Source organism: Xaviernesmea rhizosphaerae (assembly GCF_001938945.1).
In the GTDB taxonomy this organism is placed as follows: domain Bacteria; phylum Pseudomonadota; class Alphaproteobacteria; order Rhizobiales; family Rhizobiaceae; genus Xaviernesmea; species Xaviernesmea rhizosphaerae.
Window position 1 is genome coordinate 125,907 of record NZ_MKIO01000031.1, and the last position, 17,767, is coordinate 143,673.

Sequence of the window (17,767 nt, forward strand, 5' to 3'; positions counted from 1 at the left end):
CTCCTTCATCCGTGCCGCCAGGACGGCATGTCGCCGGCATAGCGCTGCATTCCGATATCTTGCGCTGTGGCGCGGCGGTGGATTTCCTGCATGAACGGCTCGAGGACGCGGTTCTGCGCCTCTACGCGCGCGTGCTCGGCCAGGAGCGGCGGCACGGTTTCCGCTATCTCGGCAAGCACGGCATCCTCATCCACGGTCAGGAGCTTACGGTCGCGCATGACGATCTTGCCATCCACGACGACGGTCTCCACCGAGCCGCCGTTTTCGGCGTAGACCAGATGTTTCTCGACATCGTTGAACGGCAGGAAGGAGGTGCTTCCCATATCGAGCAGGATGAAATCGGCGGCCTTTCCGGCCTCCAGCGAACCCGTCACTCGATCGAGCAGCGCGGTGCGCGCGCCGCCAAGCGTTGCGGCCTGCAGGATCTCCCGCGCGCTCAGCCAGTCCTGCGGATCCGGGCCCGTGGCGGACTGCACCAGCGCCGCCACGCGCATCACGTCGAAGATGCGCGCCGTGTCGTTGGAGCTGAGACCATCCGTGCCGAGCCCGACCGCCACGCCGGCATCGAGCAGCCTGCGCACCGGCGCAATGCCCGCGCCGAGCTTGAGGTTGGAGACGGCATTGTGCGCCACCGCGACGCCAGCCTCGCCCATCAGCGCGATGTCGGCATCGCTGACCCAGACCGAATGGGCGATCACCATGTTCGGCCCGAGCAGGCCGAGATCGGCAAAGTAGTGGATCAGGGATCTGCCGTAGAGATCCGGGCCGGTCACGGCCTGGGTCTTGGTCTCCAGAACATGCGTGTGATAGGGCACGCCGTGCCGCCGGCTGAGCGCGTGAAGCGCTGTCATCAGTTCGGGCGTGCAGCGCTGCGGTGCCGACGGCGCCAGCATGAAGCGCAGACGGCCATTGGCGCGACTATGCAGCCGGGAAAAAACGCGTTCGCAGAATTCGAGACAGGCCTGGACCGAAATCGGCGTGAAGGCGTCGAGCCGGGCGGCGAGGTCGCGCGGCACGATCTCGCGGGCATAGGGCAGGGCGTCGAGCGCCGGAACGTTCATCACCGCGCTCGAAATGTTGGCGCGGATGCCAGCGTGGTCATAGGCGTCGAAGACGAGGCCGAGACGGTCGAGATCGTGGCCGGGCGTTTCGAAAAAATCGTCCGACAGCATGGTCACGCCGGATTTCAATGATTCCATCGCCAGCAATAGCGTCCGGAGGTAGAGCAGGCGCGGCGGCACCGGACGATTGTCGAAGAAGGGATAGGCATAGAGCAGCCAGATCTCCAGCGGCATCTTCTCGTAGCGGCCGCGAAAGAAGGTCTCCGACGAATGGGTGTGGGCGTTGACGAGGCCCGGCATCAGCAGCCTGCCGCGTCCTTCGATGATCTCTGCCCCGTCCGGCGGTTCTATTCCCTGGCCGATGGTCTCGATCCTGCCGTCGCGCACCAGCATGTCGCCGGCAAAGGCGCCGGTCTGGCCCCGTGCCATGGTCAGGATCTGCGCGCCGCGCACCAGAAGCGCGGTCATGGCAGGCGGCCCACGCAATGGGTCAGCAGGTGGTAATAAGCCACCGGATCGCCGTCGCGGACGTAGAAGACGTTTTTCGGCCGCTCCGTAATGCCCCACCAGTCGGCGGCGGTCATGCCCAGCGTCAACTCCGAGCCGGTTTCGACAGAGACGTTGATGCGGCGGCCGGAGAATATGTCCGGCGCCATCATGTAGGCCGGCACGCAGGGCCCGTGCAGCGGAGCGCCCTCCCAGCCATATTTCCTGAGGTCGAAGGCTTCCGAAAAGCGCAGCATCTCGGCCAGTGCCGGCCCGCAACGATTGCCGAGTGCTGCAAAAGCACCCAGCCGCTGCGGCGTCGAGAGCATTTTGTGCGTCACGTCGAGCGGAAGCAGCGTCAGGTCAAGACCGGCGCGCAGCACGATATCGGCAGCTTCCGGATCGACATAGACATTGAACTCGGCCGTCGGCGTAATGTTGCCGACCTCGAAATAGGCGCCCGCCATGGCGACGACCCGGCGGATGCGACCGGTGATTTCAGGCGCTTCTATGAGTGCCATGGCGAGATTGGTCAGCGGCGACAGCGAGACGATGGTGATCGTATCAGGCGGGTTTGCGAGAATGGTCTCGATGATGAAGCGCACGCCATGCCTCGGATCGGCTGACATCCAGGGTTCGGGCAAATCCGGTCCGTCAAGGCCGGTCGGCCCGTGCACATGCTCGGCCATGACGAGCGGGCGCCGGATCGGCCGCGGGCAGCCTGCAAAGACAGGGATGTCGGTGCACCCCGTCAGCTCCAGGAGCTTCAGGCAATTGCGCAGCGTGTGGGCGAGATCGATATTGCCGGCCGTGGCCACCAGGCCGAGCACCTCGAAGACCTCGGGCGCACCGAGCATCATCAGGATGGCGGCGGCCTGATCCTGCCCGGGATCGGTCAGGATGATCACGCGTTCGGCCATGTTCACGCTCCTTCGCCGGCGTTGAGCGCGCCCGGCGCGCCGCCGGGGAGCCATGCGTAAAGCTCCCAGATCTCCCCGTCTGGTCCGGCGAAATAGGCGCAGCGCGCATTCCAGACATAATCGCGTGGCGGTGCGGTGAAGACGACACCGGCGGCAACGAGTTCGGCATAGGCCTCGTCGAGCGCTGCAAAGCTGTCGAGACGCACCGCGATCAGCAGGCTCGCCGGCCTTGCCTCGGTCACCTCGACGCCAGCATGCGCGTGAATATGAGTCCCCTCCCACAGGGCCAGCGTCAGGCCCGCGCCGGAGAAATCGGCAAAGCCCGGCGCGCGGTGCAGCAGGCGGAAGCCGAGTCGGTCGCGATAAAAGGCGATCGACGCCTCGAGATCCTTGACCAGGACGCAGATGTCGCTGATCGCGTGGCGTTGTGCGAAAGGGTGCATAAGATCCTCAATAATCGCGGAGTTCGGAAAAGCCGTTGGCACCCTTTGCGCCGCCGCGCAGGCGACCGGAGATCCACACGCCGAGAACGGTCGCGAGATAGGGGAGGGCCAGCAGGAGATCATGCGGCACGGCATCGCCGAACAGGATCTGCGCCCGGATGCCGATGGCACCGACGAGCGAGAAGAACAAGGCAGCCAGCGCGGTCCAGACGGGATGGGCCGCACCGAAAACGACGGCCGCAAACCCCATGAAGCCGCGCCCGGCCGTCATGTTCTGCGCGAAGATCTGCAGACTGCCGGACGCAAGTTCCGCGCCGCCGATGGCGCAGAGCACGCCGCCGACGCACAACGCAAACAGGCGGATGCGCTCAGGGTCGATGCCGAGGCTGCGCGCAGCGAAGGGATGTTCCCCGCAGGCCGCAAGCTGCAGCCCGAAGCGCGTGCGCCTGAGGAGTACCCACAGGAGTGCGACGACCGCGGGCATGGCGGCGACGAAGATCGACAGAGAGGCGAAGGCGCCGAAACTGTCGCCGAGCCGCGGCGCACCGAAGGGCGCGGTGACCGCCGCCTGGCTGCCGAAGATCGACTGCGCCGCGAGCGCCGTTCCGCCAACGCCGAAGCCGGTCAGGCCGAGGCCGGCAATGATTGGGTTGGCCTTCAGTTTTTCGATGACGAACCAGAGCAGCATCGAGGCGAGGATGCACAGGACGCAGGCAATGAGGATCGCCAGCGCATAGGAGCCGGTCAGCACGATGCCGATGATCGTGGCGCAGCAGCCGATGATCATGATGCCTTCCAGGCCGAGATGCCAAAGCCCGGCCCGCTGGGCGATCATACCGGCCAGCGCGACATAGACCAGCGGGGTGCCCGAGCGCAGGACCGCGACGATGAAATCGATCATGGCGTCTTCCCCCTGGCGCTGAACATCCGGTCGATCATGCGCGACTTGGCGGTGATGAACAGGGCGATCGCCGCGTTGATGATGTCGATTGCCGCCGAGGGAAGGCCGGCCATGATCGGCAGGTAGAGAGCCGCGGAGGCAAGTCCTCCGAAGAACAGGGCAGCCACCGCTGTTCCCGTGATCGACAGATTGGCGACGAGCGCGATCAGAACGGCGGTGAAGCCATGCGTCGGCAGGAAGCCCCCGACCAGCCGTCCATTCGGTCCGAAGACCTCAATGGCACCAGCCAGGCCGGCAAGCGCGCCCGACACCATGAAACTCGCGAGCCCGAATTTCCACATCCTGGCGCCCTGCCAGCGCAACATTTCCGGGTTGCGCCCGGCAAGCCCGCCGAGCACGCCGAAGGCCGTGCGGTTGATCAGGAGCCACATGCCGATGCCGACGACGAGACTGATGGCGATGATCGTCGGCGACAAGCCCATCGAGTTGGAGATGCGGTAGGCGGCAGCCAGCGGCTTGCTGGAGGATTGCTGGCCGGAGCCCGACGGGTCCTTGAGCGGCCCCGTGGTGACATAGACGAGGATGAGGCCGGCGATGAAGTTGCCCATCAGCGTGGTGATCACCTCGTCCGTGCCCCAGCGGAAACGCAGGATGCCAGGCCACAGCGCCCAGAGCGCGCCGCCGGCCATGCCCGACAGGATCGACACCGGCACCAGCACGGCGACCGGCATGCCGTTGAGCCAGCTTGCCATCGCCGTGGCGGCAATTGCGCCCATGTAGAATTGTCCCTGCGCGCCGATGTTGAAGAAGCCGCAGCGGAACGACAGCACGACGCCTGTGGCGGTAATGAACAGCGGCAGCGCCCATCTCAGGCACTGGCTGAGGCCGCCCTTTCGCAGGAAGGCGCCATCGAGAATGCTCGCGAACATATCGAGCGCGGAGTATCCCGCAGCCTGGAAGATCAGGCCGCAGAGCGCCAGCGCGACGAGAATGAAGATCGCAGTGCGAAGCAGAATCGTTAACGTGGCACTCATGGCCTTGCTCCGGTAAGGGGCTCGGAAAGCGCCTCCGTCACCGCGCCGGTCATGGCAGCGCCCACGCGCGCCATATCGTAGGGCGGGCGAAACTCCGCGACGACGCGGCCTGAGAGCATGACGATCAGCCGGTCGGCAGTATCGAAGAGTTCATCGAGATCGGAGGAGATCATGAGCACGGCCGCGCCCGTATCCCGGGCCTCGCGCAGGGCTTTCCAGACGAAGGCGGTGGCGCCGATATCAAGCCCTCGCGTGGGCTGCGCGGCGATGATCAGCCGCACCTGCCCATCGAGTTCGCGGGAGAAGATGACCTTTTGCGCATTGCCGCCGGAAAGCGCGCCGGCCGGCTGTGACGGGCCGGCATATCGCACGCTCCAGCGATCGAAGGCGGCGCGCGCCTGCGCCCGCAACCTCTGAGGGCGGATATAGGAGAGCAGCGGGCCTGCGAGAAGCCGGCTTGCCGCCCAGTTCTCCCAAAGCGCGCTCGACAGGCTGAGGCCTTCGGAATTGCGCTCGAAGGGGATGACCCTGAGACCTTGCTTTCGCCGCTCACCCAGGTCCTCCCGGCTGATGTCGCGGCCGCCCATCATGATGCGGCCCTCCTTCAGTTTCGCCAGGCCGCAAAGCGCTTCCACCAGACTGCGCTGGCCATTGCCCTCGACCCCGGCGACGCCGAGGATTTCCCCGGCATGAAGCGCAACGGAGGCATGGTCGAGCGCCGGCGCTTCTGCTCTGCCTTCGGTCGTTATGTCTTCGAGGCGCGCGATGGGCTCGATTGCTGCCGTCTGACGGGCCACAGCGTGCTCGGCCGGGGCGCCTGCGGCCAGCCCGACGGCAGCCTCCGCGCCTTGCGCAGCGGGGCCGCCGATGATGAGGTCCGACAGCGCGACCGGATCGAGCGCCTGCCGCGCAAGGCCCGCCGCCACCAGCCGCCCGCCGCGCAGGACGGTGACGGTGTCTGCGATCGCCAGCACTTCGCGGATCTTGTGCAGGATCAGGATGACGGTGACGCCGCGCGCCTTCAGCCGGCGGACGCGTTCGAACAGGCGCTCCACCCCCGAGGGCGAGAGAACGGCGGTCGGCTCGTCGAGGATCAGGAGGTCGGCCTCCGTCACCAGCGCCCTGGCGATCTCCACCCCCTGCTGGGTTTCCACCGGCAGATCGCGGATCCGCGACCTGACATCGGCAGTCACGTCCAGTTCCGCCAGATGCTGCGTCCAGCGGCGGGCCAATCCCGATGCGGTAAAGAGCTGTCCATGCTTGCGCGTGCCGAACTCCATCGCCTCGGCAATGGTGAAGGAAGGTGGCAGGGCAAAACTCTGATGCACCAGTTCCACGCCGGCATCGCGCGCCGCACGCACCTTGCCAGGCTCGATCTCCAGGCCATCAACCAGGATCTGCCCCTGCCTTGGGCGCACGATGCCGGCGATGGCGCGGGCGAACGTGGTCTTGCCCGCCCCGTTCTGGCCGACGACAGCGTGTATCCGGCCTCGTTCGAAGCCGACGTCGATGCCATCGAGTGCGATGAAGTCGCCATAGGCGACCGTCATCGCCCGGCATTGCCAAGCCGGTGGCGCAACCGATCCGCTGTTCATGCGTTCAAAACCCCTTCGAGACGAAAAGAGAGCGCGGGCGCGCCGCCACCGGATGGCCTCACAGCGTGGTGTTGAAGGGAACGGCAAGTGAGCCGTCGAGAATCCTGGCGCGGGCTTCCTCGATCTTCGGCCAGACCTCCTTGGCTTTGGCCACCAGAGCCGGATCGCCCTGGTCGACGAAAACGGGCGACAGGATGAAGTCGATGACCCCGGTTCCAAGACCTGTCTTGGTATGTCCGCCCTTCCAGCCGTCCTTCAGCGTCGCGGCAACCTCGTTGTAGAGCGACTGACCGAAGTCGAGCGACACGATGGCAGCGACGGATTTCGGGCCGAGCTTGTATTGCGCCGGGGAAATGCCGCTGACGAGCTTGCCGGGAATTTCATTGGCGGCGGCGATGATGCCGGCATCGGTCGCGGCGGAATCTGTCTGGATGTAATCGACGCCGTTCTTGTACATCTGCGTGGCGATTTCCTGGCCCTTGGCAGGGTCCTGAAACGAACCGGCAAAGGCCACCGTCAACGTGGCATCGGGCTTCACCGTCGTCATCGCCGCCTTGATGGCGTTGGCGTCGGCATTGAGCGGCGGCAGCGAGATGCCGCCGATATAGCCGAGCTTGCCCAATGGCGACATCATCGCGCCGAACAGGCCGGACAGATAACAGCCGAGATAGTAGTCATAGGAAACTGTGACAACATTGGGCAGCGACGGCTCGATCGGATCGCCGAACAGCTGGATCCACTTGGTATCCGGATATTCGGGCGCAAGCGCCTTGAAGGCCTCCGCCACCTCGTTGAAGGTGGACACGATCACGGCGGCGCCGGCATCCCCGAGTGTGCGGAAGATCGTCTCATAGGTCGCGGCATCGGACGCATAGACGATGCGCGGGGTAAATCCCCTCTCAGCGGCGATGGCGTTGAGCTTGGCGATCATCGAATCGACAGGGCCGTTGTCACCGGCGGCCTGCGTGTGCACCAGCGCCACGATCGCGCCTTGCGCCAAGGCGAGCTGCGGCAACAAGCCGATGCCCGCAACGGCGACAGCGGCGCCCTTCAGGAAATCCCGGCGCCTGAGGCCGTTCGGGGAAGACGATATCGCATCATGAATCTCGGTCATGTCTGTTCCTTCCTCTGGCTCGGCGCCGCGGTTTCGGGGCGCTTTGATCATGGGGGAAGAGCGCTAGCGACAGGCCAGCTGAGGTCGTCCGTCCCGAAGGCCGGTTTCGTTCCGATCACGCTGTCTTCTGATTTGCCGTTCACCCCGAGCCGTCTTGTTCTTGTCCCGGCCCTTGAAGAGAGGTTAAACAAAAGCTGACCGAAGTGTCAATTTATGGGAGGCGGAATTATGACCATCCGGTCAAAAAAATTTGCAAACCAACCCACTGAAATATATTGATAACATAGGCGGCTTAAGAGCGTAAAAATTGCGCAGTTCGCGCCTAATTCGGCGGCAATTTGATAAAAATTTGGAGATGGACGGCGTCTATGGCGAAGAAGGCGGGGCCCCGAGCGAAGGCGGGCGAGCAGGCGGGGGCGGCCAGGGGGGAGGAGCGCATTCGACAGCGCAACGAGAAGGCAATCCTGCGCGCCGCGACCACGCTCTTCGCCAAGAAGGGCTTCGACGGCACGCGCGCGACCGAGATCGCCGAGCGGGCAGGGCTGCCCAAGGCCAATCTCTATTATTATTTCAACACCAAGGAAGAGATCTATCGTGCGGCAATCCGGCACCTGATCGCCGGCTGGGACAAGGCCTTGCGCCACATCAGGGCCGACGCCGACCCTTTCGAGGCGCTTGAAGCCTATGTCCGCGAGAAGCTCGACTATGCCCGCAAGAATGCCGACGAATCCCGGATGTTCGCCAACGAGATCATTTCAGGCGCACCATTTCTGTCCCGGGCGGATCGCAAGCATATGCATGATATCACTCTTGAGAAGACCTTGATCATCGAGCAATGGGTCGCCGAGGGGCGCATGCGGCCCGTCAATCCACGTCATCTCTTCATCGTGCTCTGGTCCACAACGCAGTTCTATACCAATTTCGAGAAGATCACCTGCGATACGTTGGAGAAACCCAGGTTGTCGCCCTCTGATTATGAGGATGCTGCCCGCACAATCGTGGAAACGGTACTGCGAGGCCTGAGACCGGGAAAGGCCTCTTCAGATCCTTGACGGTTGCTATCGGTTGAAAGCTCTAGACAGTGCCGGAAAGCGGCGATGGACGGCATGGGTTTCCTGAAGGTTCGCCAGTCTGCGCTGCAAAAGGGTGGCATCGACGCCATTTCTGACGCGCATTGCTTTGAGACAGAGGCCGCCAGTCCTTGCTATCCGGCGTGCCCCGCATATCCAGTGTCGCGGCGTCAGACTTTCTGCGGCCTGGCGCCTAGGGTCAGGACCCATTAAATTCATGTCATCTGCGGGACGGATTTTGTGTCTGGCAAGGAGGGAAGCCGCAGGAAATGTGGGGCATTTTCAAGGATTTCCGACGCAGTCCAGGCGCAAAATCCGTCCCGCCCGAAGGGTTCGCGCGCATGGGCCGGCTGATCGCAAACAATGCTCGACAAGGCTGAAAGCCTTGCCTTGCGCTTGTTTGCTTCCATCCAATCCCATGCGCGCGAACAGATGGCATGAATTTAATGAGTCCTGACCCTAGCCCCCAAGCGCCTCCAGCCTCAGCGCCGCATCGCCATCGATAATGAGGCCGCTGACCATGCCGCTGCGCAAAAGCGCACGTGCGGCCTGTGCCTTTTCCTCGCCCGCGATCAGCAGGATGACCTTCAGCCGCTTCAACTCCTCGAAACCGAGCGCGATCGTCCGGTCGTTCAGATCATGTTTGACCTGGCGCCCGCAGTCGTCGAAGAAGATGCCGTTGGTGTCGCCGACCGCGCCCGCCGCATGCAGGCTGTCGAGATCGGCCCGGCTGATCATCCCCTGGCGGCGCAGGAGCGACTGCTCGGTCAACTCGCCTGCGCTGATGAAGCAGACGGCAGCGGAGCGGGCGATCTCCATCGCCTTGACCACGGAACGCTGCGAAACAAGCACTTTGCGGTCCTCCACTGAGTCGGCAATGAAGGGCACGGGCAGAAAGAAGCCTTCTCCGCCCGTGCGCCGGGCGAGCGTGTGAACCACCTCGAACGGGTTATAGGCATTGTTTGCCGTGAGCGAACCCATCATCGAGATGAAGCGGGCATGGGGCGCGCGTACACCTGCCAGCTGTAGCGTCATCTGCTCGATGGTGCGGCCCCAGCCAGTGCCCACGGTGATGGGGTCGTTCTCCTCCAGAAGCCGCTTGAGGTGGTTCGCGGCCGCCACGCCGACGGCGCGAAGGGCAATCTGCTGGCGCAACTCGGCATCCGCTTTCATCGCGTCGAAGCCGAAAGCCGGGGTGGAGGTGCAGAATTCCAGACCGAAGCGCTGCTCTATCTCGGTTTCGACCGGCATGACCCCGACGCGCTGGTGATCGATAGAGATGCTGACCAGCCCGGTTTCGCGCGCTTCGCCCAGCATCTTGTTGACGCGCGCCCGTGTCAGTCCGAGGCGAGAGGCCGTCGCCTCCTGGTTGAGCCCGCCGACATAATAGTACCATGCAGCCCGCACCATCAGCTCTTCGTCCCCGTCACTCATTTCCGCATCCTCTCAGTACAAATGTAATTTTGATTGACAATTGTAACAGGCATCCTATCAATAGGCCATTCGCGTAGGGAGCGCGGATGAGGAGGCGGGTCAATGACAGCGCCCGTGACGGAGGAGGAAAAAATGTCTGGAATGTGGAGGAAGACGGCGATTGTCGCCGCCGCTCAGCTGCTGCTGGGCGCCATCAGTGCCCATGCCACCAACATCGCCTGGGTGCATGCCAATGCCGCCGCGCAATCCGAGCAGCGCGTCAAGGCCGGTTTCGATGCGTGGCTGAAGTCCTCGGGCAAGGACTGGAATGTCAGTGTGCTCGACAGTGGAGGATCGGGCGAGCGCACCGCATCCAATCTGCAGGACGCCGCTTCGCGCGGTGTCGATGCGATCATCATCACCATGGCGGATCTGCGTGCCTCGCGTGCCGCGCTCGATGCGGCCGTCGCCGCCAAGATCCCGATCGTCACGGTGGACAGCGGTTATGTGCCGGGCGTTCTCGCGGACATCACGACCAACAACTGGGCCATGTCCGCAGATGTCTCGCCCTATCTGCTGAATGAGCTTGGCGGCAAGGGCAACATTATCTTCCTGCGCATGGCCGAGCACCATGGCACCCGCAAGCGCGGCGACGTCATGGCGACCATTCTGAAGGAATATCCCGACATCAAGGTGCTGGCGGAGCACAACATCAAATATACTGCCTTCTTCGAGGACACGACCTCGACCATGCAGGATTACGCCTCGCGCTTCGGCGATCAGATCAATGCCGTGTGGGCGCCCTGGGACGAGCCGGCGCAGGCTTCGATCAATGCACTTAAGGCCGCCGGCCTCAGCAATGTAAAAGTCATCGGCATCGACGGCCATCCCAGTGCGATCGCCGAAGTCTGCAAACCCGATGGCATGATGATCGCGACGGTCTCGCAGCCTTTCGAGAAGATGGGTGCGCAAGCCGGGGAGTGGATCGAGGATATCGTCGTGAAGAAGGAGGACCCCGCCAAGGTCATCCCGTCCAAGACGGTCTATCTCGACGCGCCTTTGGTCACCAAGCAGAACTGCAAGGACTTCCTCCCGAAGTGACCGCCGTCGGCCGGCCCCGGATGCGGGCCGGCCGTTCCGCCGCGCGCATATAACGCGCGGTCTTTGACCGGACAGCATGCGGGGAGGCACGCCATGACCGTCAGACTAGCGGATATCGTCATGCAATATCCGGGCACGCGAGCGCTCGACCATGTCGATGTCGATTTTCTCTTTTCCGAGGTGCACGGGCTGATCGGCGAAAACGGCGCCGGCAAGACCACCCTCGTCAGCATTCTCGGCGGCAGCAAGCAGCCAACCTCCGGCACCATCGCAATCGCCGGCGTGGAAACCGTGCTGGCGAGCGCCGGTGATGCCCTGGCCAAGGGCATTGCGCATGTCTCGCAGGAGGGCAGCCTGGTGCCGGGTCTCTCGGCGGCCCAGAACATCCTTTTGGGCGACGAGCCGCGCCTCGGCCTCGGCATCATCGACACGCGCGCCCTGAGGCGGCGGGCGGCGGAGCTTCTCGACCGCTGGTTTCCGCAGGTCGCAATCGATCTCGATGCCGCTGTCGATACGCTGCCGATGGCCGACCAGAAGGTGATCGAGATCGTGCGCGCGCTGCGCGGCGAGATCCGCTTGCTGATCCTCGACGAACCCACGGCGACGCTGCCGGCACGCGAGAAAGAGAACCTGTGGCGCATCATCCGCTCGCTGCCGCCGCGCGGCGTCGGCGTGGTGCTCGTCAGCCACTTTCTCTCGGAGGTCAAGGCGCTGAGCGACCGCATCACGGTCCTGCGCGATGGCCGGCATGTGACGACACTGCCGTCCGCAGAGGTCAGCGAAGCGCAACTGGTCGATTTCATGCTCCAGCGCGCCGGCAAGACTGCAGTGGCCATCGGCGAGAACGGCGATGGCGCACGTGCGGCCGGCGAAACGGTCATGGAGATCGCCGACTGGCATGTCGGCGGGGTGCGCGTCGATCGCTTCGCGATCCGCGCCGGAGAAATCGTAGGCTTGATCGGATTGACCGGCGCCGGCCATTTCGGCTTCGCGCGCTCGCTCTACACAGGCGAAGGCTTCCTCTCCGGCAGCACGGTCTTTGCCGGTCAGCCGCTTGCCCGCCCCGATGCGCGCAGCATGAAGGCGCGCGGCGTGGCCTTCATTCCCGACCACCGCATGGAAAATTCGCTGATCGGGGAATGGAGCGTGCGCGAGAACCTCGCCATGGTCCACCCGCATGCCGGCGCACATGCCGGCGTGCTCTCCATGGGCTTGGAGGAGAAGGCGGCCCGTGCCGCGATGGCGCTCTTCAATGTGAAGGCGCATTCCCCCGAGCAGCGCATCCAGGATCTGAGCGGCGGCAACAAGCAGAAGGTCTCGATCGGCAAATGGCTCTATGGCGCTCCGGAGCGCTACCGGCTGATGATCTTCGTCGAACCAACGGAAGGCGTCGATATCGGCGCGAAGCGCGAGATCCACCGCCACATCCATCGGCTGGCAGCTGAAGGCACCGCCATCATCGTGGCCTCCAGCGATCTCATGGAGGTGGCCGACATCGCGGACCGCGTCGTGCCCTTCGTTCAGGGGCAGGCAGCCCGGGCGCTGAGCCGGGCCGAGTTTTCCGAATCGCGTTTCATCGCAGCCATGGCAGGAGATCCAAAATGACCGCGCAGGCGCGTCCCCTCGTCGAGGCCAAAGAGGCCTCATCCCGCAAGAGCCGCGATCAATGGCTTCTCAAATACAGCACGCTGCTGGCGCTTTTCCTTCTCTTTGCAGGCTTCGCGCTGACGGTCGACCGCTTTCTCACCGCCTCCAATCTGCTCAACATCGTCCAGCAGATTTCGATGCTCACGATCGTGGGCGCGGGCCTGACCTTCGGCTTTGCCGCGCGTGAAATGGACCTGTCGGTGGGCTATACGGTGGGCCTGAGTGGCATTCTGGTGCCGCTGATGCTGATCTCCGGCGTGCCTCTGCCGATCGCGCTCCTCGGCGCGGTGGCCGCGGGCTTCGCCGTGGGTGCGATCAATTCGATGCTGGTCACGCTCATCGGTATTCCATCGCTGATCGCCACGCTGGCGACGGGCTCCATCCTCTACGGGATCAATTTCATGAGCACCGGCGGCCGAGCGATCTATGGCGGCCTGCCTGACGGTTTCCTCTTTCTTGGCCAGGGGCAGATCCTGGGCATTCCGGTTCTTGCCTATGCCATGGTGCTCTTTGTGCTGGTTGCCTGGTTCCTGATGGAACGCACCATCTTCGGCCGCTACATCTATGCCGTGGGCGGCAATCTCAAGGCGGCCGAGCTTTCGGGTGTCAACGGCCGCTTCTACCGCTCGGCGGCGCTGGTTGTCTGCAGCCTTTTCGCCGCCATGGCCGGCGCGCTTCTGGCCGCCCGGCTGGGCTCCGGCCAGCCGAATGCCGGCGAACGCTACCTGCTGGACGGTCTGGCGACCGTCTTCATCGGCATGACCATGATCCGGCCGGGTACGGCCACCGTCACCGGCACCTTCTTCGGCGCCCTGTTCATCGGCGTCATCAACAACGGGCTCAATCTCGTCGGCATGGACACCTACGTTCAGAGCATCGTGAAGGGCCTGATCATCCTCGTGGCCGTCGCCATCGTCTCCAGGACGACGAAGCTGAAGCTTCTGTGACGCATCCCCAGACCTATTCGGGAGTCCCTCATGACCCTCACTGCCAACAGCCATCTCGCGGAGCTTTACCGCACCATGCGGCGCATCCGCACCTTCGAGGAGCGCGTCGGCGAGCTTTTCGTGCGCGGCCAGTCCGCCGGCTCGATGCTGCATCTGTCGATCGGCGAGGAGTCTAGCGCCGCCGGCGTCTGCGATGTCATGAAACCACAGGATACGTTCACCACCCATCATCGCGGCCATGGCATCTTCCTGGCGCGCGGCGCCGACCCCAAGCGCATGATGGCCGAGATCGGCGGCAAGGAAACCGGCTATTGCCACGGCAAGGGCGGCTCGATGCATATTGCCGACATGGCGCTCGGCCATCTGGGCGCCAATGCCATCGTCGGCGGCGGCATTCCCGCCGTGGTGGGCGCCGGGCTTTCCAGCAAATATCTGAAGCAGGACGCCGTTTCGATCGCCTTTTTCGGCGACGGGGCAATGCAGCAGGGCATCCTCTACGAGAGCATGAACATGGCCGCGCTCTGGAGCCTGCCGGTTCTCTTCGTCTGCGTCAACAACCAGTATGGCATGGGCACGCGCATCGATCAGGCCACGCGCAACACCGCCTTCGACGAGCGCGCCCGTGCCTTCGGGCTGAACGGTGCGGTGGTCAACGGGCTCGACGTCGAAGATGTGCGCGATGCCGCGCGCTGGCTCATCGACGAGGCACGTGCTGGCAAACCGGGATTCCTCTCTGTCGAGGTCTATCGCTTTTTCGGCCATGCCCGCATGGACAAGAGCCCCTATCGGGCCGAGGCGGAGGAGCTCGAAGGTCGCAAGAAGGATCCGGTGCTCTTTGCCCGCGCCAAGCTGCTCGACAGCGGCCTGGAAAGTGAAGCGGCGTTGGATGCGCTAGACCGCGAGATTGCCGCGGAAATGGATGCCACCATCGACTTCGCGGTCGAATCTCGGGCGCCGGCGCTCTCCTCCATGTTCCGCGACGTCTATGCCGTGGGCGAGCCGGAGCCCGAGCCCGTGCGCGCCCGCATCGACCGTGTTCTAGCCAGGGAAGACGTCTAATGCCTGCCATGACCTATCGAGACGCGCTGCGCCAGGCGCTTGACGACGCGATGACCGAGGACAAGTCCATCGTGGTGATCGGCGAGGAAGTCGGTCGCTACGGCGGCGCCTACGGGGTGACCAAGGATCTGATCAAGGTGCATGGCCCGGAGCGGCTGATCGACACGCCGATTTCCGAACCGGCGATCATCGGGGCGGCCGTCGGCGCGGCGATGACCGGCCTCAGGCCCGTGGCCGAGCTGATGTATATCGACTTTCTCGGCATGACCATGGACCAGCTCGCCAACCAGGCGGCCAAGATCCGCTATATGTTCGGCGGACAGATCGGCGTGCCCATGGTGCTGCGCACGCAAGGAGGCACCGGTCGCTCCGCCGGCGCGCAGCACAGCCAGAGCCTGGAAGCCTGGATCATGCACACGCCGGGCCTGCGCCTGGCCATGCCGGCCACGGTGGCCGATGCCTATCACCTCCTGCGCCAGAGCCTGACAAAGCCGGATCCGGTGGTCTTCATCGAGCACAAGGCCCTCTACACCCGCAAGGAGGAGGTCGATCTGTCCGCCGATCCGCTGCCCTGGGGCAAGGCCGCCGTGCGCCGGCACGGCGACGACCTGGTGATCGTCACCTATTCCCGTCAGGTTCTCTACGCTCTGGAGGCCGCGGAGGCTTTGGCCAGGAACGGGATCGAAGCCACAGTCATCGATCTGCGCACGCTCAATCCGCTCGATTTCGACACGATCCGCACCCATGTCGAACGGGTCGGCAAGGCGATGGTCGTCAGCGAAGGCGTGATGACCTCGGGCGTGGCGGCGGAGCTTTGCGCACGGATCTCGGAGGAGTGCTTCGATTTCCTCGAGCAGCCGGTTATCCGTGTCGCTGGCGAAGATATTCCAATTTCCGTTTCGCAGGAGCTGGAATCGGGCAGCGTGCCCTCCGCCCGCATCATCGCCGAGGTGGCGGAGAGGCTGACGGCATGACCAACCAGCGCTTTCTCAAGATGCCGCGTCTCGGCGAGACGATGGAGGAAGGCAAGATCGTCGGCTGGCTGGTGAAGCCCGGCGAGGCCTTCTCCCGTGGCGATCCGATCCTGGAGATCGAGACCGACAAGACCATCGCCGAATTTCCGGCGCTTGGCGACGGACGGCTGAACGAGATCCTGGTGGGGCTGGACGAAACCGTCGAGGTCGGCCATCCCATCGCCAGTATCGAAATCGGCACCGGACCAGACTGGACGGCGGACGAGGGGGGAAGCGAACCGGCATCGGATGCCTGCACCCCGTCCGTACCAGTCGTTCAGGAGGCCGGCCTGGCAGAAACCGACCTGACGATGCCGCGCCTCGGCGAGACCATGGAGGAAGGGCGCATCGCCAAATGGCTGAAGGCCGAAGGCGACAGCTTCGAGCGCGGCGAGGCCCTTCTCGAAATCGAGACCGACAAGACCATTGCCGAGTTTCCGGCCCTGTTCGCCGGCAGGATCCTGACCCTTCTCAAGGGCGAGGACGAGACCGTGGCCGTCGGTGCGCCGATTGCGCGCATCCTTGCGCCGTCCGAAACCGCGGCCGAGGCCGGCACGGCGGACCTTGCGGCGCCTGCTGCAAGCGACCGGCCTGCGGAACAGGTGCGCCCGGCGCAGCAAGGGCCAGCGCAAACCACCCGGCTGCGCGCCACACCGCTTGCCCGGCGTCTTGCCCGCGCGCGCGGGATCGATCTCGCCCAATTAAAGGGCACGGGACGGCGCGGCCGGATCGAACGAGACGATGTTCTCGCCTTTGCCGGGCAGGGCCGGGCGGAGCCGACCTTGCAGGCAGCGAGTTCGCTGGCGGATGACGTCTCCATGGCAGCGCTCACGCGCGGGCGCATGGCCTATGTTGACAGCGCTGCGGGGCAGGGCGTGCCCTTGCTGCTTCTGCATGGCTTTGCCGGCGATCACACGACCTGGGCGACCATCGCAGCCGGATTGAAGCGCGCCGGGCGGCGGGTGATCATCCCCGATCTGCCGGCGCACGGCTTGACCGAGATCAAGGAGAGCGATCCCTATGGGCTCGGGAGCGACCTCGTCGAATTTCTGGCCCGCCTGGGCATCGATCAGGTCTCGGTTCTGGCACACTCCCTCGGCGCTGTCGCGGCTGTCACTCTGGCAAAGGCCGCGCCCGACCGCGTGCGCGCGCTGACCCTGATCGCTCCGGCAGGTTTGGGACGCGAGATCGACACCGGCTTCATCGATGGTATGGCTGGGGCACAGCATCCTGGCGAGGTGGCGCACCTCCTGCGGCGGCTCTCGGTGCATGGGATGGCGTTGTCGGAGAATGCGCTTGTCAAGCTGACGAAGACCCTGTCAGCTGGGCGGCTGAAAGCGCTCGCCGGCAATCTCGCGGGCTCGTTCGGCCAGAGGATCGACACAATCGGCCTGTTGCAGGCGCTGCCGGCGCAGTTGCCGGTCCGCGTGCTCTTCGGGCTCGACGATCGCATCATTCCCTGGACACAGGTGGCGGCTCTGCCCCCACGCGTGGCCATCCATCTCCTCGCTCGGGCCGGGCACATGCCGCACTGGGATCAGACCAGGGAGGTTCTCGATATCATCCTGTCGCAGGGAGCCAGCCGATGAGCGACGCGCGCCAAAAGCTGAAGGATGCGCAGGGCCGCATTGGTCTGCTGGCCAAGGCCAGCCCCGATCTCTTCGCCGGCTTTACCAGGGTCAGCAAGGCCGCCGCCGCGTCCGGCCGCATGACGGCGGCACAGAAGGAGCTCGTCGCAGTGGCGTTGGCGGTGTCGAAAGGATGTGAGGACTGCATTCTCTACCATGTCGATGCGGCTCTCAGGCATGGGGCCGAGGAGGCCGATCTGGTCGAAGTGCTGGATGTCGCGGTGGAGATGGGCGGTGGTCCCGCGGTGATGTACGGGGCCAAAGCCCTGGAAGTCCTGCGCGCGCTTCGTGAGGGCAGCAAAACGTGAGGCGGGGCTGGCTTTGGATAAATGACG

At 64.5% G+C, this 17,767-nt stretch carries 16 protein-coding genes; 8 read left to right on the forward strand and 8 right to left on the reverse strand.

What is annotated here, in order from left to right; all coding sequences use genetic code 11:
• Nucleotides 1-5 precede the first annotated feature (5 nt).
• The 7 genes from BJF92_RS13870 to BJF92_RS13900 are packed head-to-tail and all read right to left on the reverse strand — an operon-like array spanning nt 6 to nt 7,554.
• On the reverse strand, nt 6-1,529 hold the full coding sequence (locus BJF92_RS13870) for an amidohydrolase family protein (protein WP_075635333.1): 1,524 nt from the start codon (nt 1,527-1,529) through the stop codon (nt 6-8).
• Complete coding sequence (locus tag BJF92_RS13875; RefSeq protein ID WP_075635334.1) at nt 1,526-2,467, reverse strand: nucleoside hydrolase; 942 nt, start codon at nt 2,465-2,467, stop codon at nt 1,526-1,528. Before BJF92_RS13875 ends, BJF92_RS13870 begins: the two co-directional genes overlap by 4 nt.
• A gap of 2 nt (nt 2,468-2,469) precedes the next feature.
• Nucleotides 2,470-2,910, reverse strand: a complete 441-nt coding sequence (locus BJF92_RS13880) for a VOC family protein (protein ID WP_075635335.1) — start codon at nt 2,908-2,910, stop codon at nt 2,470-2,472.
• A gap of 7 nt (nt 2,911-2,917) precedes the next feature.
• Complete coding sequence (locus tag BJF92_RS13885) at nt 2,918-3,811, reverse strand: ABC transporter permease (protein ID WP_075635336.1); 894 nt, start codon at nt 3,809-3,811, stop codon at nt 2,918-2,920.
• A complete protein-coding gene (locus BJF92_RS13890) occupies nt 3,808-4,845 on the reverse strand; it encodes an ABC transporter permease (RefSeq protein WP_075635337.1) in 1,038 nt (345 codons plus the stop codon). The genes BJF92_RS13885 and BJF92_RS13890 overlap by 4 nt, the downstream gene beginning before the upstream one ends.
• Complete coding sequence (locus tag BJF92_RS13895; protein ID WP_075635338.1) at nt 4,842-6,440, reverse strand: ABC transporter ATP-binding protein; 1,599 nt, start codon at nt 6,438-6,440, stop codon at nt 4,842-4,844. The genes BJF92_RS13890 and BJF92_RS13895 overlap by 4 nt, the downstream gene beginning before the upstream one ends.
• A gap of 58 nt (nt 6,441-6,498) precedes the next feature.
• Nucleotides 6,499-7,554 (reverse strand): BMP family ABC transporter substrate-binding protein, encoded by a 1,056-nt coding sequence (locus BJF92_RS13900; protein ID WP_075635339.1) that lies wholly within the window; start codon nt 7,552-7,554, stop codon nt 6,499-6,501.
• A 368-nt stretch (nt 7,555-7,922) separates the two neighbouring features.
• Between BJF92_RS13900 and BJF92_RS13905 the strand changes: the two genes are divergently transcribed.
• Nucleotides 7,923-8,606 (forward strand): TetR family transcriptional regulator C-terminal domain-containing protein, encoded by a 684-nt coding sequence (locus BJF92_RS13905; protein ID WP_078058023.1) that lies wholly within the window; start codon nt 7,923-7,925, stop codon nt 8,604-8,606.
• 477 nt (nt 8,607-9,083) lie between these two features.
• On the opposite strand, the gene BJF92_RS13910 is transcribed toward BJF92_RS13905, so the two are convergent.
• Nucleotides 9,084-10,058, reverse strand: a complete 975-nt coding sequence (locus tag BJF92_RS13910) for a sugar-binding transcriptional regulator (RefSeq protein WP_075635340.1) — start codon at nt 10,056-10,058, stop codon at nt 9,084-9,086.
• Nucleotides 10,059-10,190: 132 nt separating this feature from the next.
• On the opposite strand from BJF92_RS13910, the gene BJF92_RS13915 reads away from it, so the two are divergent.
• The 7 genes from BJF92_RS13915 (at nt 10,191) to BJF92_RS13945 (ending at nt 17,740) form a co-directional block, all read left to right on the forward strand.
• Nucleotides 10,191-11,138 carry a sugar ABC transporter substrate-binding protein gene (locus tag BJF92_RS13915; RefSeq protein WP_075635541.1) on the forward strand — a complete coding sequence of 316 codons (948 nt, stop codon included), beginning with the start codon at nt 10,191-10,193 and terminating at the stop codon, nt 11,136-11,138.
• A 93-nt stretch (nt 11,139-11,231) separates the two neighbouring features.
• A complete protein-coding gene (locus tag BJF92_RS13920) occupies nt 11,232-12,743 on the forward strand; it encodes a sugar ABC transporter ATP-binding protein (protein ID WP_075635341.1) in 1,512 nt (503 codons plus the stop codon).
• Nucleotides 12,740-13,732 carry an ABC transporter permease gene (locus BJF92_RS13925; protein ID WP_075635342.1) on the forward strand — a complete coding sequence of 331 codons (993 nt, stop codon included), beginning with the start codon at nt 12,740-12,742 and terminating at the stop codon, nt 13,730-13,732. Before BJF92_RS13920 ends, BJF92_RS13925 begins: the two co-directional genes overlap by 4 nt.
• Nucleotides 13,733-13,762: 30 nt before the next feature.
• Complete coding sequence (locus BJF92_RS13930; protein ID WP_075635343.1) at nt 13,763-14,791, forward strand: thiamine pyrophosphate-dependent dehydrogenase E1 component subunit alpha; 1,029 nt, start codon at nt 13,763-13,765, stop codon at nt 14,789-14,791.
• On the forward strand, nt 14,791-15,765 hold the full coding sequence (locus BJF92_RS13935; protein ID WP_075635344.1) for an alpha-ketoacid dehydrogenase subunit beta: 975 nt from the start codon (nt 14,791-14,793) through the stop codon (nt 15,763-15,765). Before BJF92_RS13930 ends, BJF92_RS13935 begins: the two co-directional genes overlap by 1 nt.
• Nucleotides 15,762-17,393: an acetoin dehydrogenase dihydrolipoyllysine-residue acetyltransferase subunit gene (locus BJF92_RS13940; RefSeq protein ID WP_075635345.1), complete on the forward strand. Its 1,632-nt coding sequence runs from the start codon at nt 15,762-15,764 to the stop codon at nt 17,391-17,393. The genes BJF92_RS13935 and BJF92_RS13940 overlap by 4 nt, the downstream gene beginning before the upstream one ends.
• Nucleotides 17,390-17,740: a carboxymuconolactone decarboxylase family protein gene (locus BJF92_RS13945; protein WP_075635346.1), complete on the forward strand. Its 351-nt coding sequence runs from the start codon at nt 17,390-17,392 to the stop codon at nt 17,738-17,740. Before BJF92_RS13940 ends, BJF92_RS13945 begins: the two co-directional genes overlap by 4 nt.
• The last annotated feature ends 27 nt before the right edge of the window (nt 17,741-17,767 follow it).

Coding starts and splice junctions, on each gene's coding strand:
- BJF92_RS13870 (WP_075635333.1), bottom strand. CDS start 1,529: ATGACCGCGCTTCTGGTGCGCGGCGCGCAGATCCTGACCATGGCACGG.
- BJF92_RS13875 (WP_075635334.1), bottom strand. CDS start 2,467: ATGGCCGAACGCGTGATCATCCTGACCGATCCCGGGCAGGATCAGGCC.
- BJF92_RS13880 (WP_075635335.1), bottom strand. CDS start 2,910: ATGCACCCTTTCGCACAACGCCACGCGATCAGCGACATCTGCGTCCTG.
- BJF92_RS13885 (WP_075635336.1), bottom strand. CDS start 3,811: ATGATCGATTTCATCGTCGCGGTCCTGCGCTCGGGCACCCCGCTGGTC.
- BJF92_RS13890 (WP_075635337.1), bottom strand. CDS start 4,845: ATGAGTGCCACGTTAACGATTCTGCTTCGCACTGCGATCTTCATTCTC.
- BJF92_RS13895 (WP_075635338.1), bottom strand. CDS start 6,440: ATGAACAGCGGATCGGTTGCGCCACCGGCTTGGCAATGCCGGGCGATG.
- BJF92_RS13900 (WP_075635339.1), bottom strand. CDS start 7,554: ATGACCGAGATTCATGATGCGATATCGTCTTCCCCGAACGGCCTCAGG.
- BJF92_RS13905 (WP_078058023.1), top strand. CDS start 7,923: ATGGCGAAGAAGGCGGGGCCCCGAGCGAAGGCGGGCGAGCAGGCGGGG.
- BJF92_RS13910 (WP_075635340.1), bottom strand. CDS start 10,058: ATGAGTGACGGGGACGAAGAGCTGATGGTGCGGGCTGCATGGTACTAT.
- BJF92_RS13915 (WP_075635541.1), top strand. CDS start 10,191: ATGTCTGGAATGTGGAGGAAGACGGCGATTGTCGCCGCCGCTCAGCTG.
- BJF92_RS13920 (WP_075635341.1), top strand. CDS start 11,232: ATGACCGTCAGACTAGCGGATATCGTCATGCAATATCCGGGCACGCGA.
- BJF92_RS13925 (WP_075635342.1), top strand. CDS start 12,740: ATGACCGCGCAGGCGCGTCCCCTCGTCGAGGCCAAAGAGGCCTCATCC.
- BJF92_RS13930 (WP_075635343.1), top strand. CDS start 13,763: ATGACCCTCACTGCCAACAGCCATCTCGCGGAGCTTTACCGCACCATG.
- BJF92_RS13935 (WP_075635344.1), top strand. CDS start 14,791: ATGCCTGCCATGACCTATCGAGACGCGCTGCGCCAGGCGCTTGACGAC.
- BJF92_RS13940 (WP_075635345.1), top strand. CDS start 15,762: ATGACCAACCAGCGCTTTCTCAAGATGCCGCGTCTCGGCGAGACGATG.
- BJF92_RS13945 (WP_075635346.1), top strand. CDS start 17,390: ATGAGCGACGCGCGCCAAAAGCTGAAGGATGCGCAGGGCCGCATTGGT.